Source organism: Rhizobium sp. BK008 (genome assembly GCF_014197345.1).
In the GTDB taxonomy this organism is placed as follows: domain Bacteria; phylum Pseudomonadota; class Alphaproteobacteria; order Rhizobiales; family Rhizobiaceae; genus Rhizobium; species Rhizobium anhuiense.
Window position 1 is genome coordinate 242,638 of record NZ_JACIFK010000003.1, and the last position, 16,163, is coordinate 258,800.

General features: G+C 61.8%; 17 protein-coding genes. 14 read left to right on the forward strand and 3 right to left on the reverse strand.

The window, feature by feature from the left end; translation table 11 throughout:
• Positions 1-5: 5 nt before the first annotated feature.
• Positions 6-734, reverse strand: a complete 729-nt coding sequence (locus FHT69_RS15850) for a FadR/GntR family transcriptional regulator (protein WP_025554837.1) — start codon at positions 732-734, stop codon at positions 6-8.
• Positions 735-910: 176 nt separating this feature from the next.
• Between FHT69_RS15850 and FHT69_RS15855 the strand changes: the two genes are divergently transcribed.
• The 9 genes from FHT69_RS15855 to FHT69_RS15895 all read left to right on the forward strand — a co-directional run bounded on the left by FHT69_RS15855 (position 911) and on the right by FHT69_RS15895 (position 9,524).
• Positions 911-1,180, forward strand: coding sequence for an acylphosphatase (locus FHT69_RS15855; protein ID WP_097622427.1), 270 nt, complete (start codon positions 911-913; stop codon positions 1,178-1,180).
• 155 nt (positions 1,181-1,335) lie between these two features.
• On the forward strand, positions 1,336-1,989 hold the full coding sequence (locus FHT69_RS15860; protein WP_097622428.1) for a Rieske (2Fe-2S) protein: 654 nt from the start codon (positions 1,336-1,338) through the stop codon (positions 1,987-1,989).
• On the forward strand, positions 1,986-2,831 hold the full coding sequence (locus FHT69_RS15865; RefSeq protein WP_097596050.1) for an aromatic ring-hydroxylating oxygenase subunit alpha: 846 nt from the start codon (positions 1,986-1,988) through the stop codon (positions 2,829-2,831). The genes FHT69_RS15860 and FHT69_RS15865 overlap by 4 nt, the downstream gene beginning before the upstream one ends.
• The gene (locus tag FHT69_RS15870; RefSeq protein ID WP_025554782.1) at positions 2,828-3,487 is read left to right on the forward strand and encodes a glutathione S-transferase family protein; all 660 of its coding nucleotides are present in this window, start codon (positions 2,828-2,830) and stop codon (positions 3,485-3,487) included. The genes FHT69_RS15865 and FHT69_RS15870 overlap by 4 nt, the downstream gene beginning before the upstream one ends.
• Before the next feature lie 2 nt (positions 3,488-3,489).
• Positions 3,490-4,869, forward strand: a complete 1,380-nt coding sequence (locus FHT69_RS15875) for an amidohydrolase (protein ID WP_183905603.1) — start codon at positions 3,490-3,492, stop codon at positions 4,867-4,869.
• Between the two features lie 25 nt (positions 4,870-4,894).
• Entirely contained in the window at positions 4,895-5,992 is a 1,098-nt protein-coding gene (locus FHT69_RS15880; protein WP_097622429.1) for a BMP family ABC transporter substrate-binding protein, read from the forward strand.
• Between the two features lie 3 nt (positions 5,993-5,995).
• Complete coding sequence (locus FHT69_RS15885; protein WP_183905604.1) at positions 5,996-7,519, forward strand: ABC transporter ATP-binding protein; 1,524 nt, start codon at positions 5,996-5,998, stop codon at positions 7,517-7,519.
• Positions 7,516-8,616, forward strand: coding sequence for an ABC transporter permease (locus tag FHT69_RS15890; RefSeq protein WP_025554756.1), 1,101 nt, complete (start codon positions 7,516-7,518; stop codon positions 8,614-8,616). Before FHT69_RS15885 ends, FHT69_RS15890 begins: the two co-directional genes overlap by 4 nt.
• Positions 8,613-9,524 (forward strand): ABC transporter permease, encoded by a 912-nt coding sequence (locus FHT69_RS15895; protein ID WP_025554754.1) that lies wholly within the window; start codon positions 8,613-8,615, stop codon positions 9,522-9,524. The genes FHT69_RS15890 and FHT69_RS15895 overlap by 4 nt, the downstream gene beginning before the upstream one ends.
• A 35-nt stretch (positions 9,525-9,559) precedes the next feature.
• Here FHT69_RS15895 and FHT69_RS15900 read toward each other — a convergent pair whose 3' ends face one another.
• Positions 9,560-10,093, reverse strand: a complete 534-nt coding sequence (locus FHT69_RS15900) for an NUDIX hydrolase (RefSeq protein WP_025570523.1) — start codon at positions 10,091-10,093, stop codon at positions 9,560-9,562.
• Between the two features lie 96 nt (positions 10,094-10,189).
• Between FHT69_RS15900 and FHT69_RS15905 the strand changes: the two genes are divergently transcribed.
• From FHT69_RS15905 to FHT69_RS15925, 5 genes are all read left to right on the forward strand, one after another.
• Positions 10,190-10,834, forward strand: coding sequence for a DUF47 domain-containing protein (locus tag FHT69_RS15905; RefSeq protein WP_025570521.1), 645 nt, complete (start codon positions 10,190-10,192; stop codon positions 10,832-10,834).
• Positions 10,834-11,838 (forward strand): inorganic phosphate transporter, encoded by a 1,005-nt coding sequence (locus FHT69_RS15910; protein ID WP_025570519.1) that lies wholly within the window; start codon positions 10,834-10,836, stop codon positions 11,836-11,838. The genes FHT69_RS15905 and FHT69_RS15910 overlap by 1 nt, the downstream gene beginning before the upstream one ends.
• A gap of 446 nt (positions 11,839-12,284) precedes the next feature.
• Entirely contained in the window at positions 12,285-13,598 is a 1,314-nt protein-coding gene (locus tag FHT69_RS15915; protein ID WP_047612030.1) for a CmpA/NrtA family ABC transporter substrate-binding protein, read from the forward strand.
• Positions 13,599-13,654: 56 nt separating this feature from the next.
• Entirely contained in the window at positions 13,655-14,548 is an 894-nt protein-coding gene (ntrB, locus tag FHT69_RS15920) for a nitrate ABC transporter permease (RefSeq protein WP_097622432.1), read from the forward strand.
• Between the two features lie 11 nt (positions 14,549-14,559).
• Entirely contained in the window at positions 14,560-15,357 is a 798-nt protein-coding gene (locus tag FHT69_RS15925) for an ABC transporter ATP-binding protein (RefSeq protein WP_183905605.1), read from the forward strand.
• Between the two features lie 87 nt (positions 15,358-15,444).
• On the opposite strand, the gene FHT69_RS15930 is transcribed toward FHT69_RS15925, so the two are convergent.
• The gene (locus FHT69_RS15930; RefSeq protein WP_025570068.1) at positions 15,445-16,119 is read right to left on the reverse strand and encodes a GntR family transcriptional regulator; all 675 of its coding nucleotides are present in this window, start codon (positions 16,117-16,119) and stop codon (positions 15,445-15,447) included.
• Positions 16,120-16,163: the final 44 nt, after the last annotated feature.

Consider the following 16,163-nt stretch of genomic DNA (forward strand, 5'->3'; position numbering starts at 1 on the left):
GCGAACTACGAGAAGAGTAACTTGGTCGTCGTATAAATACGGGTTTCGTGGATTGCGAAGGCCGCGGCCGCAGCATCCGGGTCCCGCGTCTCCAGGCCGGCAAGGATCATCCGGTGATCGGCGATGCTGGTGGCGATGCTTCCGGGCTGCGATACGACGCGCCTTCGGTGGCTGAGAAGATAGGAATAGAGGTCGGCGGCCATATCAGCCAGCACCGCGTTGCCGCTGGAACGGTAGATAGCGGTGTGAAATTCCCGGTCACATATCAAAAAACGGACAGGATCGTCACAGGCGGCCTCCTGTGCTGCGATCGACTTGCGGAGATAATCAAGCGTTGAAGGCTCCATCTTGACCGCGGCAGCCCTGACGACCTGCGCTTCGATGAGAAGTCGCGCCTCATGAACATTGTCGAGACTGTAGGCCGCAATGTCGCGATACCGCGCAGCCTGGACAGCCAATTCGCCGACATCCTCCGATGCCACCACGGTTCGGGTCCCATGCGCGACGGAGAGAATCCCATGCGTGGAAAGGATGAGGATCGCGCCACGGACGGTCTCGCGGCTGACCGACAGCGCGGAAGCCAATTCGCGCTCGCTTGGCAAGGGATCGCCCACTTTGAGGATGCCCGTCGCTATGAAGGTCGCAATCTTCTGGACGACGAAGTCTTTCATCGACTTCTTCGGCGCTCCGCCGAGCGTCGCAACGTCGTCTTCGAGCATTGCTCGAACATCCATTGCTTTCCCCCTCCCCGCGCTCAGGTCTACTGGTCCGGTAAGTGGGCCAGTAGACCTGAGCGGAAGAGGCTTGTCAATGCAGCACGTCATGATCGGCCGAGCATCCTCGCCTTGACGATGACCCCTTCCGCACGGTCATCCAGGCGTTATAGTATGGGGAAGCAAGAGCGAGCGTGATGACGGGACAAGATACAAGCCACCTCCTGGAACGGATGACGATCGTCGGTGATCTCGAGGCCGCCTCCTTTGTCCCCTGGATCCGGCGCCACGCCGCCAAGCTTGGGCTGTCGCACACCATCTCTCATACGAGTCCCATGCGGATCGAACTTGAGGTTGCCGGGCCGGAGGAGCTGATCGACATGATGGAGATGGGATGCTCTCTCGGGCCTATCGACGTATGGGTCGAGAGCATAGAACGCACGACGATCATCGGCGAAAGAGCCTAGTACCGGCTACCGTGTATTTTGCGCCGTGCATATTATTTACTCAATATTGCCAATGCGAAATAATTATGCAAACCTGATAAGGTTGAGCGGAATTGCCTCGATGCGGAGGCGGGACGTGCTCGGCAAGCATATGATTTTGTTTGGGAACTCTAGTCATGCCATCCGCTACGACCGGCTTTTGGACGCCAGTCGCTCTGTCCCGGGATTTGCCAGCCGGCACCGTCATGCCGGCACGGACGGCAGCCGGATCGATTGCCCTGTGGCGCAGCGCTTCCGGGCGCATATCGGCATCGGCCGATCGCTGTCCGCATCGCGGCATGCGTCTGTCTCACGGCTTCGTGCGCGGCGAGGCGCTCTCCTGCATCTATCACGGCTGGAGTTATGGTCAGGCCGGAAACTGTCTCCGCATTCCGGCCCATCCAGGGCTGGCGCCACCGGAAACCATCCGCGTCGCCACCCATGACGTCGAGGAGGCGGACAACGTGATCTGGGTCGCGGTGGGCACGCCGGCTGCGAAGCCGCCGCGGCTTGAGGGCCTCATTCCCCTGCGATCGCTGACGGCGTTGGCCGGCATTGCGGCGATCGAGGCGGCTGCTGGCGCGAAGGCAAGTCCTGAAGGCTTGCTCGAGTTCAATGCAACAAGCGGGACCATCTGTCTGCTATTATCCGCTCAAGAAGATGGACAGACACTGATCCACGTGCTGCTGAAGCCGGACACCGGCCCCGCGGCGGGCATTGGCGCTTCGCGGGCCGCCGAGAGCCTGCGCCGCCGGGCCGAAGATCTTCAGAGGAAGGAGATCGGCCAATGACCATGCAGGCGATGACCGACGAATGGTATCCGGTCGGGCTCTTCAGCCAGCTCGACAGCGCCGGTCGCAGGACGGCACTGATGGGCGAGCCGATCGAAGTGGCGCGCGATGGCGACGGCAATGCCAAGGTGACGGGCGGCGACGGTCGTGTACTGCCGGTGCGCGTGCGTTACGGTCATGTCTGGTCCTCCCTCGGCGCGCCGAAGAAGGAGCTTTTCCCGATTCCCGAGGCCGACCAGCCCGGCCGCCGCTTCGTCGATGTCGGCGTGGTGCGGGTGCGCTGCTCGCCGCTGCGTGCCGTCGAGAATTTTCTCGACATCGCCCATTTCCCCTTCGTCCACACCGACATTCTCGGCGCCGAGCCGCACACCGAGGTTCAGAACTACAAGGTCGAGATCCGCGAGGAAGAAGACGAGGTCTGGGCGACGCAGGTGAAATTTTACCAGCCGCAGGCTGCCAAGTCGGCAAGCGGCGGCATCACCACGGAATACATGTACCGCGTGCCGGCACCGACCTGCTCCGTGCTTTACAAAACCTGCCCGCCGCGCCCGAGCGAATGGGATGTCATCACGCTTTTCGTGCAGCCGCTGGCCGAGGACCTCTGCGACGTCTGGCCATGGATGGCGCTCTTTGACGACGAGACCGCGATGACCGACCTCATCCACTTCCAGCAGACGATCTTTCTGCAGGACCGTTCGATCCTCGAAAATCAGATTCCGCGGCTGCTGCCGCTCGACCCCGGCATGGAAATCCCGACGCGGGCCGATCTGACATCGATCGCCTACCGGCGCTGGCTGAAGCGCCACAATTATACCTATGGCGCACAGCTGGTGGCGCAATGAAGCTCTACGACTACATTCTCTCGCCGAGCTGCTACAAGGTGCGCCTGATGGCGGCGCTGACCGGAGTGAAGCTGGAACTCCGCCCGGTCGATTTTCATCCCGGCGCCGAGCATCGCGGCCCCGAGCTGCTTGCGCTCAACCCGGCAGGCTCGATTCCGATCCTGGAGGATGGCGAGCTGATCCTGACCGAATCCTCGGCCATTCTCGTCTATCTCGCCGCCAAGGCAGCACCCGAATGGCTCGGCGGCGGCAGGGCCGAGGAAGCGGCGCGGGTGCAGCAGTGGCTGTCGTTCTCCGGCCGGCTGACGGCAAGCCTCGGGGCAGCGCGGCTTCACGAAATGCTGCTGCGGCCGGGCGATATCGGCGCGCTGCAGGCCCAGGGCATCGCCGCGCTTCGCGAACTTGAGGCCGGGCTTGTCGAGCAGGGCCTTCGCGGCATGCGTTTCCTCGCAGCCGACCGGCCGACAATTGCCGATATCGCCTGCTTCCCTTATGTGGCGCTGGCCCCCGATGGCGGTGTCATACTGGATTCCTATCCCGCCATCCGGCTCTGGTCCCGCGCGCTGCGCGCCCTCGACAACTTCATCGAGATGCCAGGCATTCACCGGCTGCACGAATTGAAGCCCGAACCCCAGATCGAACCGGGCGAGGCGTGATGATGGCCGGCTACCTCCTGAAGAATTGCGCGGCCGTGATCGTCGACGAGGGCAAGGGACCGGTCGTCCATCGCAATGTCGATCTGCTGACCAGCGGCCCAGAGATCGTGGCGATCGGCGAAAATCTCGCGGCGGACGCACTGCCTCCCGGCACGACCGTTCAGGATGCTGCCGGCTGGTTCGTCTATCCAGGCTTGGTCAACACCCATCATCACTTCTTCCAGTGCTTCGTGCGCAACCGCGCCGATCTCGACTGGACGAAGCTCTCGGTGATCGAGTGGCTCGACCGCATCTACCCGATCTTTTCGCAGCTCAACGAGGAGTGCTTTTACCACTCCTCCGTCACCGCGATGGCCGAGATGATCAAGCATGGCTGCACCACGGCCTTGGATCACCAGTATAATTTCCCCCGGCATGCCGGGAAGCGGCTGATCGATCGCCAGTTCGAAGCGGCCGAGCTGCTCGGCATGCGTTTCCATGCCGGCCGCGGCGGCAACACCCTGCCGAAGTCGGAAGGCTCGACCATTCCCGACGAGATGCTGGAAACGACGGACGAATTCATCGCCGACTGCGCCCGGCTGATCGACGCCTACCACGATACCAGCCGCTTCAGCATGCGCCAGGTCGTGGTCGCGCCCTGCCAGCCGGTGAACTGCTACCGTGAGACGTTCGTGGAATCGGTGGCACTGGCGCGTGATCGCGGGGTCATGATGCACACGCATGTCGGCGAGGGCGAAAGTCCGGTCATCCAGGCGCGTCACGGCATGCGCACGGTCGACTATCTGGAAGAACTCGGCTTTGCCGGACCCGACGCCTTCTATGCCCATTGCTGGGAGTTGACCCACGACGAACTCAGGAAGATGGCGGCCAGCGGCACCGGGGTGGCGCACTGCTCGGAACCCGTCTATCTGGTCGGCGCAGAAGTCACCGATATTCCCGCCATGGCCGCTTTCGGCCTGCGCGTCGGTCTCGGCTGCGACGGTGCTGCCTCCAATGACAATTCCAACCTGATGCACTGCCTGCACTCCGCCTACATGCTGCAGTGCGTCGTATCATCCACCCGCACCCACCCCGTGCCGCCTCCGGTCGATTTCCTCGGCTACGGCACGTCAGGGGGTGCCAGCCTGCTCGGCCGGCGCGATATCGGCCGACTGGCGCCCGGCATGGCCGCCGACCTGTTTGCGATCGACACCCGCCGCATGGATTATGTCGGCACGCGGCACGACCCGCTGAGCCTGATTGCCCGCGTCGGCATCGGCATGGCGACCGACATGACCATGATCAATGGCCGCATCGTCTGGCAGAAGGGCGAATTCCCCGGGCTCGACGAGGCCAAGCTGGCTGCCGAGGCGGAAGCTGCACTATCCGCCGTGAAATTCTAGAAAACCAAAAGAGGGAACTGAGACCATGACCAAACTGACCCGCAGAAACCTGATGACGGCCGCTGCCGCCACCGGCCTTGCCGGTGTGCTCGGCAGCCGCCTTGCTTTGGCCGCCGACGCGCCGCTCGGCATCACGCTCGTCGTCCCTTCGCCGATCGGCGATGTCGGCTGGGGACATGCACTGGCCGCCGGTCTCGAGCCGATCAAGGCCGCTTACGGCGACAAGGTGAAGGTCACCGTGCTTGAGAATATTGCCGAAGGCCCGGATGCCGACCGCATCATGAACAAGACCGTCGCCGACGGAAACAAGTTTTTGGTCGCCGGCTCTTTCGGCTATCAGAACGGCGCCCTGCAGATCGCCCGCCGTGATCCGAGCGTCACGGTTCTGCATGCCTCGGGCTTCCAGGTCGCTCCGAACTTCTCGCCTTTCGCCGCCAAATATTTCCAGGGTACCTATCTGCTCGGCATGGCAGCGGCAGCGCTTTCCAAGACCGGCAAGCTCGGCTCCGTGTCGGCTTTTGCCATCCCCGAGCTCATCACCTCGATCAATGCCTTCACGCTCGGCGCCCAGGCGGTCAAGCCCGACATCGAAGTCTCGGTCGTCTGGGTCAACTCCTGGTTCGACCCGGCCAAGGAGCAGGAAGCCGCCAAGGCGCTGATTGCGCAGAAGTGCGACGTGATCTTCTCCAACGCCCAGGACACGCCGTCCGTCATCTCGGCCTGCGAGGAAGCCGGCGTCTATGCCTTCAACCTCAATTCTTCGATGAAGAAATATGCGCCGAAGACCTATCTCGGCTGCGTCGCGACGGATTGGTCACCGTTCTTCAAAGCTTCGGTCGATGCCCATCTCGCCGGTACCTTCAAGGGGGCCAATGCGTTCCTCGGCGTCGCCGACAAGGTCGTCGAAGTGGTCGACTGGAATTCGGATATTCCGGCTGACGTCATGACCAAGATCAAGGAGATCGAGGCAAAGATCGCCGACGGCAGCTTCTCGCCGTTCACCGGGCCGATCGCCAAGGCCGACGGCAGCGAAGGTGTCGCATCCGGCGCGACCTTGGCCGACCCCGAGATCATCGCCATGAATTGGCACGTCAAGGGCGTGTCCACGCCGCTGCCGAAATAAGTCATGACGACCACGCTCCTGTCGCTGCGCGGCATTTCGAAGAGCTACGGCCAGATCCACGCCAACCAGGCCATCGATCTGGACGTGGCTCCGCAATCGATCCATGCGATTCTCGGAGAAAATGGCGCGGGAAAATCGACGCTGATGAAGCTGATCTACGGCGTCGAGCAACCGGATGACGGAGACGTCGTCTGGGAAGGAAAACCCTTGCGCCTCGCCTCTCCGGCGGAGGCAAGGCGCAACGGTATCGGCATGGTCTTCCAGCATTTTTCGCTGTTCGAGACCCTGACCGTCTTGGAGAATATTCGGCTGGTCGTGCCGGGCCGCAAGGCTGAGCTCAAGGAACGCATCCGGACGCTTGGACGGGAGTTCGGCCTTGAAGTCGACCCGCTCGCCCATGTGCATGCGCTGTCCGTCGGCGAGCGGCAACGGGTGGAGATCATCCGAAGCCTGATGACCGATCCGAAGCTGCTGATCCTTGACGAGCCCACCTCCGTCCTGCCGCCGCAACTGGTGGAGAAGCTGTTCGACACGCTGCGCCGGCTGCGCGACGGCGGCGTTTCCATCCTGTTGATCTCCCACAAGCTCGAGGAAATCCGGGCAATCTGCGACCGGGCGACCATTCTGCGCGGCGGCCGGGTGACCGGGAATGTCGACCCGCGTGAACATGATGCCCATGACCTTGCCCGCATGATGATCGGCCGCGACATGCCCGAACCCTTGTCGGCGCTGCCGCTGTCCGGCGGGGAAAAGCGGCTGGAGATCATCGGTCTGGACTATCAGCCGGACGATCCCTTTGCGGTGTCGCTCTCCGGCATCAGCCTCGAAGTGCATGCCGGTGAAATTCTGGGGATCGCCGGTATTTCGGGCAACGGCCAAAGCGAGCTTGCCGCGTTGGTCTCGGGCGAGACGGTGCTGGGGCGCGACCAGCGCGACCGGATCTACATGATGGGGATGGATGTCGGCAGGCTCGATGCCGCGGCGCGACGGACGCTTGGATTTGCCTTCGTTCCGGAGGACCGGCTCGGACGCGGCGCCGTGCCCGAAATGTCGCTTATCCTCAACAGCCTGCTGACGGCCCATCCGCTGAAGCTTTTGCGCCATGGTCTTCTCGACAAGGCGCGGGCGACGGCGTTCACCGAGGATTGTATCCGTCAGTATGATGTCCGCACACCCGGCCCGGATGCGGAAGCCGGGACGCTTTCCGGCGGCAATCTGCAGAAATTCATCGTCGGCCGGGAAATCATGCTGGCTCCCAAATTGCTGTTCGTGGCGCAGCCGACCTGGGGCGTCGATATCGGCGCCGCATCCGCCATTCGCAGCCGTCTGGTCGCATTGCGCAATAAGGGCATGGCGATCCTTGTTATTTCCGAAGAGCTGGAAGAACTGTTCGAGCTCTGCGATTCCATCCAGGTGCTGCATCACGGCCGGCTCAGCCCGCCGCTAAAAACGCGGGACACACAGCCCGAAGAGATCGGCCGATACATGATCGGGGCACAAGCCTCACCCGAGAAAGTCCGTCTATGAGCGCTTGGTCCCCTGCTTTCGTTCCCACCCTGGTGCGCCGGGAGCGCGCCTCGCTTGCCGCGAGCCTGCTTGCGCCCGTCATGGCGCTTGTCATAGCGATCGCGCTCAACCTCGGCCTTTACATCCTGATGGGCCGTGACCCGGTCGCGGTCCTCTACGCGATGCTTTTCGAGCCCTTCCTCTCCTGGGCGTCATTTTCGGAAGTGCTCTTAAAGGCAGGCCCGCTCCTGCTGATCGCCCAGGGACTGGCGATCGGCTTTCGCGCCAAGGTCTTCAATATCGGCGCCGAAGGCCAGTTCATTCTCGGCGCGATCTTCGCCTCGGCCATTCCGGTCTGGTTTCCTCAGGCAACGGGCCAGTGGATCTGGCCGGCGATGCTGCTGCTCGGCGCCATCGGCGGCGCGCTCTGGGCCTCTCTCACCGCCTTCTGGCGCGTGCGCCTCAACGCCAACGAGATCCTCGTTTCGCTGATGCTGAGCCTCGTTGCGGCGCAGCTGCTGAACTATCTGCTGCTCGGCCCCTGGAAGGATCCGAACGGCTTCAACTTCCCCCAGTCGGTGATGTTCCAGTATGATGCGATGGTCCCGACCCTGATTTCCGGGACCCGCCTCAACGTCTCTTTCCTGATTACGCTCGCTTTGTCGGTTGCCGCCTGGGTCTTCATGCAGAAGAGCTTCATCGGCTACAAGCTGCAGGTCGGCGGCTTGGCGCCGCGGGCTGCCGGCTATGCCGGCTTCAAGGAGGGTTGGGCAATCTGGCTGTCGCTGCTGATCGGCGGCTTTGCCGCCGGTCTTGCCGGTGCTGCCGAAGTCGCCGGTCCGCTCGGCCAGCTGCAGCGTTCGGTCGCGAGCGGTTATGGCTATGCGGCCATCATCGTCGCCTATCTCGGTGGCCTGCACCCGATCGGCATCGTGGTCTCGGCGCTGGTCATGGCGGTCATCTATATCGGTGGCGACAATGCCATGGTCTCGGCCGGCCTGCCGATCGCCGCCGTCCGCGTCTTCCAGGGCAGTCTGCTGCTCGCCTATCTCATCGCCGTCGCCTTCGTGCGCTACCGCTTGGAATGGCGCCGCGCCGCCCACCGGAGCCCGTCATGAACGCCATCGAGTTCATTCTTGCCGGCATGCTTGCGGCGGCGACACCGTTTCTTCTCGCAGCCCTCGGCGAACTGGTGGCCGAGCGCGCCGGTGTCCTCAACCTCGGGGTCGAGGGATTGATGGCCTTCGGCGCCGTGCTCGCCTTCATCGTCGTCTATCAGGGCGGCGGACATCTCCTGGGCTTCGTCGTCGCCGGGTTCGGCGGCGCTGTCCTTTCCCTGCTCTTCGCCTTCGTCACCCTCGGATTCCGGGCAAACCAGGTGGCGGCGGGCCTTGCCATCGGCATTCTCGGCCAGGGCCTCTCGGCACTTTTCGGCAAGACCTATGAAAGCCTCACCGTCAGAGGACTTCCGAAGCTCGCCCTTCCCGGACTTTCGGAACTGCCGGTTATCGGCGGCCTTTTCGTCCAGGACATCGTCGTGTGGATTTCCCTCGCCGCGACCCTCGCCCTCTGGGCCATATTTGCCTACACCAAGCTCGGTCTCATCGTCCGCGCTGTCGGCGAGAACCCCAAGGCCGCGCATGCCATCGGTTATCCGGTCATCTCAGTCCGCGTCCTCGCCATCGCCTTCGGCGGCGCCATGGCGGGCTTCGCCGGTGCCTATGCGTCGGTGGTCTACACACCGCTCTGGGCCGATGGAATGATCGCCGGGCGCGGCTGGATCGCCATCGCCCTTGTCGTCTTCGGGACTTGGCTCACCGGCCGTATCTTCCTCGGCGCCTGCCTCTTCGGGGCGGTCTCGCTGATGGGGCTTGCAGCCCAGGCAACCGGACTGGATGTTCCCTCGCAGCTGCTGTCGAGCCTGCCCTATCTTGTCACGATCATCGTGCTCGGCATCATCTCCGCCGACCGTCGCCTGCTGAAACTGAACGGCGTTGCTTCGCTCGGCGAACCATTCGAGCGATAAAGACGCGCGGCGCTGCTATCTGCCGGCGAAGATGGTCAGCCGCGGTCGAGCTTCTTTACGCCGCGCGCTTCGAATTGGACGAGCAGCGACTTGAGTTCGATCTCGCGAACGCGGCGTGCCGCTTCATCCGGGCTGACCCATTCGAGGATACGCTGGCCCCGCTCCTTGAAATCGCCGCTGATATCAGTGACTTCAATCTGAAACATGTCGACGATACAGGGGGCCACATCGCCATTGTCGAGTTCTTTCAGATAGGTATAACGGCCGACCGGCTTCTTCTTCACCACACCGCGCACGCCTGCCTCCTCCCACGCCTCGATTGCCGCTGCTTCGAAAGGCTTTTTCCCTTTCATCGGCCATCCTTTTGGGATGACCCAGCGTGCGCTCTCACGCGATGTGATCACCAGGATTTCGATCGCGGATCCGGCATCGCCGTAGCGGAAGCAAAGAGCGCCGTACTGTTGACGGAATGCACCGGCGAACAGCGTTTCAGGAACAGCAGCGAGCTGCCGTAGCAGTGGCTGGGACTTGTCCGGTCGGGGCTTCCTGCTTTTCTTGCTCGGCGTCATGGTAGATGAATTACCGAATTTGCATGTTGCTTCAATTGCCTGAGCGTGTTTATGACAGATTTATGACAATCGGCCGCACGAGGAAGGTTCCCAGGCATGATGAGCATTTTTCGCAAGCTGATGCCACGGGAAGACAGATTCTTCGACATGTTTTCCAAGCACTCGAAGACCGTCGTTGCCGCAGCCTACGCCCTCGACCAACTCCTGAAGGGCAATGACGTCGAAAAAAACTGCGAACGTATCGTCACATTGGAAGACGAGGCCGACGACATCACGCGTGACGTTCTTCTTGCCGTTCGCCGAAGCTTCATCACGCCCTTCGACCGGGGAGACATCAAGGACCTCATCCAGTCGATGGATGATTCGATCGACATGATGCACAAGACAGTCAAGACGATCCGCTTGTTCGAGCAATCCAGCTTCGATCCGCTCATGCAGGAGATGGGCAGCGAAATCGTCAAGGCGGCAAATCTTGTCGCGGAAGCGATACCCCTGCTCGACAGATTGGGGGCCAATGCGCAGCGTCTCGCCGCCATCGCGGAGGAAGTCACCCGAGTGGAGGGACGTTCCGATGAGCTCCACGACCAGGGTTTGAAGGATCTGTTCTTGCGTCATGGCGCCAGCGGCAATGCGATGGCCTACATGATCGGCAGCGAAATCTACGGAGAGCTGGAGAAAGTCGTCGACCGCTTCGAGGATGTCGCCAACGAGATTAGCGGCATTCTCATCGAGAACGTCTGATGGATGCCTCCCTCGCTCTGCCGCTGCTGGTCGGCCTTATCGTCGTCGCTTTGTTCTTCGACTTTCTCAACGGCCTTCATGATGCGGCCAATTCCATTGCCACGATCGTCTCGACCCGCGTCCTGCGGCCGCAATATGCGGTCGCCTGGGCGGCGTTCTTCAATTTCATCGCTTTCCTGTTCTTCGGCTTGCATGTCGCCGAGACGCTGGGGACTGGCATCATCGATCCCGCGATCGTCTCGCCCCAACTGATCTTCGCCGCGCTCATGGGCGCCATCATCTGGAATATCCTCACCTGGATTTTCGGGATTCCATCGAGTTCGTCGCATGCGCTTGTCGGTGGGCTGGTGGGGGCCGGTCTGGCAAAGGTGGGCTTCAGCTCGATCGTCTGGAATGGTCTCCTAAAGACGGTCGGCGCCATTTTCCTTTCACCAGCCATCGGCTTCCTGCTTGCGCTGGTGCTGGTACTCGCCGTCTCCTGGTTGTTCGTCCGGCAGACGCCGTTTGCGGTGGATCGGACCTTTCGCATCATGCAGTTCGTGTCCGCTTCGCTCTATTCGCTCGGCCACGGCGGAAACGATGCGCAGAAGACGATGGGCATCATCGCGGTGCTCCTGTTCAGTCAGGGATATCTCGGCCCGACATTCTACGTGCCGTTCTGGGTGGTCATTACCTGCCAATCGGCAATGGCTCTCGGTACGCTGTTTGGCGGATGGCGGATCGTTCATACCATGGGGTCGAAGATCACCCGGCTCAACCCCATGCAAGGTTTCTGCGCGGAGACGGGCGGAGCGCTGACGCTGTTCGGAGCGACGTGGCTCGGCATTCCCGTTTCGACGACGCATACCATCACCGGAGCAATCGTTGGAGTGGGCGCGGCTCGCCGTGTTTCCGCCGTGCGCTGGGGATTGGCCGGCAACATCGTGATCGCCTGGATCGTCACGATGCCGGCGGCGGCAGCAATATCCGCAGCGTTCTACGGACTCGTATCTTTGCTGCACTGAATGGGGTGAGAGCGAAGGCAATCGCCGCACATTACCCCTCTCCTGTTGAGCTTTGCCGCTGGAAAGACATCCATCCGGCCAGCTGCATCGCGGCTTTAATGTTGCGTGCACTGCACAAATAGAGCGCTTCCATGGCTGTGACTATCGTGGCAATCGCACAAAAAGGAAGCAGAAAACGATAGCGCCCAAGAAATAGGCAATCGTTAATTCTTCGCATTTCTCCTTTTGCTTCATGCTGTTACCAACTCCTCTCGAAATTGGCACGCTGCTTGCAGGTTCTTAGATGCACCGGTCAACGGCGACCGGGGCGGATAGGCGCGGCATAAGCGCCTGCATTAGACACCGACGTCGCAAGGTCTTTGCAATCCGGGATCTCTCATCCCTTGGACGCAATTTCCGGCGGCGTTTTTTTGTGTCCAAATTCAGCCAGCAGAGGGAACCTGCGCATGACAAAAAATTCGACGACTGGGATTTCGACAACCGGCATGACCCGCCGCGGCATGCTCAAGACGACTGCAGCGGCTGCCCTCATCGGCGCCGTCAAGACTGCCTTTCCATCGGGCGCCTTCGCAGCCGGAGCAGGGCCCGAGGTGAAAGGTGTCAAGCTCGGCTTTATCGCGCTCACCGATTCCGCACCGCTGATCATCGCCAAGGAAAAGGGATTTTTCGACAAGCATGGCCTTCCGGAAGCGGATGTGGCCAAACAGGCTTCCTGGGGTGCGACCCGCGATAATCTCGTGCTGGGCGGCGCAGCCAATGGCATTGACGGCGCCCATATTCTCTCGCCGCTCCCCTATCTCATGCACACCGGCAAGGTGACGCAGAACAATAAGCCGGTGCCGATGGCAATCCTCGCCCGGCTCAACCTCGACAGCCAGGGCATTTCCGTCGCCAAGGAATATGCCGAAACCGGCGTCCAGCTCGATGCCTCTAAGCTGAAGGCCGCCTTCGAGAAGAAGAAGGCGGAAGGCAAGGAGATCAAGGCCGCGATGACCTTCCCGGGCGGCACCCACGACCTCTGGATCCGTTACTGGCTCGCCGCCGGCGGCATCGATCCGAACAAGGACGTTTCGACCATCGTCGTGCCGCCGCCGCAGATGGTTGCCAATATGAAGGTTGGCAACATGGACGTCTTCTGTGTGGGCGAACCGTGGAACGAGCAGCTGGTCAACCAGGGCATCGGCTTCACCGCCGCCACCACCGGCGAGCTCTGGAAGGGCCATCCCGAAAAAGCGCTCGGGCTGCGCGCCGACTGGATCGAAAAGAATCCCAATGCTGCCAAGGCGCTGCTGATGGCTGTCATGGAAGCTCAGCAGTGGTGCGAAAGCATGGACAACAAGGCGGAGATGGCCGACATTCTCGGCAAGCGCCAGTGGTTCAACGTTCCGACCAAGGACGTGCTCGGCCGCCTCAAGGGCGATATCAATTATGGCAACGGCCGCGAGGTCAAGGCCACCGACCTCTACATGAAGTTCTGGAAGGACGGCGCCTCCTACCCGTTCAAGAGCCACGATACCTGGTTCATGACGGAAAACATCCGCTGGGGAAATCTGCCGGCGAGCACCGACGTCAAGGCGCTGGTCAACCAGGTGAACCGCGAAGACATCTGGCGCGAGGCCGCCAAGGATCTCGGCGTCGCGGCGGCCGATATTCCCGCGTCGTCGTCTCGCGGCAAGGAGACTTTCTTCGACGGCAAGGTCTTCGACCCTGAAAATCCCTCCGCCTATCTCGACAGCCTTTCGATCAAGGCCGTCGCCTGACCCGCTCCGGCGCGCGATCGGCGCGCCGGCCTTTCATTCGTATGAGGAGCGCGTCGATGTCCGCCCTGGCAAATAAACAAAATCCCTCCACGGCCGCCTCAGCCAAGCCGGCGGCAAAGGTTCTGCCATTTTCCGGCAAGCATGGATCGCGGATCGATTTTCGTCGAGCGGCGTTGACCGCACTTCGCAATGTCGTTCCGCCGGCCGTGGTGCTGGCGCTCATCCTGCTCGTCTGGCAGGTGCTCTGTTCATCGACGGATGCGTCCTTGCCCTCGCCGCATCAGGTCTGGCAGGAGAGCTACGACCTGATCGCCTATCCGTTCTTCAACTACGGCTCCCAGGATATCGGGCTTGGCTGGCGCGTGCTCGTTTCGCTGCAGCGCGTCGTGTATGGCTTTGGCCTTGCCGCAGTCGCCGGCGTCATCATCGGGGCGATCATCGGTCAGTCGATCTGGGCGATGCGCGGCCTCGATCCGATCTTCCAGGTGCTGCGCACGGTCCCGCCGCTCGCCTGGCTGCCGCTGTCGCTGGCAGCCTTCCAGGATTCCAATCCTTCGGCAATCTTCGTGATCTTCATCACGTCGATCTGGCCTGTCATCATCAACACCGCCGTCGGCGTCCGCAATATCCCGCAGGACTACCGCAACGTCGCCGAAGTGCTGCGCCTCAACCAGTTCGAGTTTTTCTGGAAGATCATGCTGCCTTCGGCAGCGCCCTATATCTTCACCGGCCTCAGGATCGGCGTCGGCCTCTCCTGGCTCGCCATCGTCGCGGCCGAAATGCTGACGGGCGGCGTCGGCATCGGCTTCTTCATCTGGGACGCATGGAACTCGTCGCGCCTTCCGGACATCATCGTCGCGCTCGCCTATATCGGCATCGTCGGCTTCGCCCTTGACAAGCTGGTGGCTGCGCTCGGCAAACTCGTCACCCGCGGCGCCATGGCCAACTGAGGAACGCACCTATGAACCCCTATCTCAAACTCGACCATATCGACAAACATTTCGATCGGGGCGGCGTGCGCGCCGAGGTGCTGAAGGACATCAACCTGACGATTTCCGAGGGTGAATTCGTCTCGATCATCGGCCATTCCGGCTGCGGCAAGTCTACCCTGCTCAACCTGATTGCCGGCCTGACTCCGGTATCGGCAGGCGCCGTGCTGCTTGAAAACCGCGAGGTCAACGAACCGGGTCCGGAACGCGCCGTCGTCTTCCAGAACCATTCGCTGCTGCCCTGGCTGACGGTCTACGAGAACGTCAATCTCGCCGTCACCAAGGTCTTCAGCCGAACAAAGACCAAGGCCGAGCGGCACGACTGGGTCATGGCCAACCTCGACCTCGTGCAGATGGCGCATGCCAGGGATAAGCGGCCTTCGGAAATATCAGGGGGCATGAAACAGCGCGTCGGCATTGCCCGCGCGCTGTCAATGGAGCCGAAGATCCTGTTGCTGGACGAGCCTTTCGGCGCGCTCGACGCGCTGACCCGCGCCCATCTTCAGGACGCGGTGATGGAAATCCACGCCCGGCTTGGCAATACGATGGTGATGATCACCCATGACGTCGACGAAGCGGTATTGTTGTCCGATCGCATCGTCATGATGACCAATGGCCCGGCGGCCCGGATCGGTGAAGTGCTCGATGTGACCATGTCTCGTCCGCGCCATCGCATCGAACTCGCCTCCGACCGGACATATCTCAAATGCCGCGAGGCCGTGCTGAAGTTCCTCTACGAACGCCACCGTTTCGTCGAAGCCGCGGAGTAGACGCCGCGAAACAACTGGAGCGTTTGGTTGTCGGAGCCCTTTGTCTTGTAGCGGGGGCGGCGCTTGATTTCGGGCGCCGCATCCTCTCTACTCCCCGGCCGTTGCAAATACCGCGCTGGCATCGCTGACAATTTCCACATGGGAATAGGCCGCCTGCCCCGCGGCCGCGGCGTCCGCGCGCATGATCGCGGTCACGATCCGGCCGTGCTCCTCATAGGATTTTGCCAAGCGCCCCGGCAAACGGAACTGTGCCCGTCGAAAAGGTGCCAGCCGCGCCCTGGTCTGCGTCACCATCTCGAAGACATGATCATTATGCGCACCTCGATAAAGCCGGGTGTGGAATTCGGTATTGTGAGCCGAATATTCCTCTTCGGCACCGGCATGCACCAGCCTCACCGATGCCCGATGCTCCAACTCCAGCGCGCGCCGCTCATCGACCGTCATGCGCTCGGCCGACAGCCTGGCGCAGATTGCTTCAAGCTCCGCCATCGCCTCGAACATCGAATGCAGATAGGCCTCGGTGACATTGGTCACGAGGGCACTGCGGTTTGGCTCGCGGACGACCAATCCCATGGCGCCCAGCTCACGCAAGGCCTCGCGTACCGGCGTGCGCGAAACCTCGAAACGAACCGCGAGCGACACCTCGTCCAACTTCGCGCCCGGCAGGATTTCACCTGTGACGATCATGTCGGAAATCGCCCGCACCATCTGTTCGACGGTGGTTCCGGTGCGGATCACTTCTCTGCGCCTAGTCTGCTTCACAATACGAATCTGCTCACATCAACACTCTGCATACAGATGCCGTC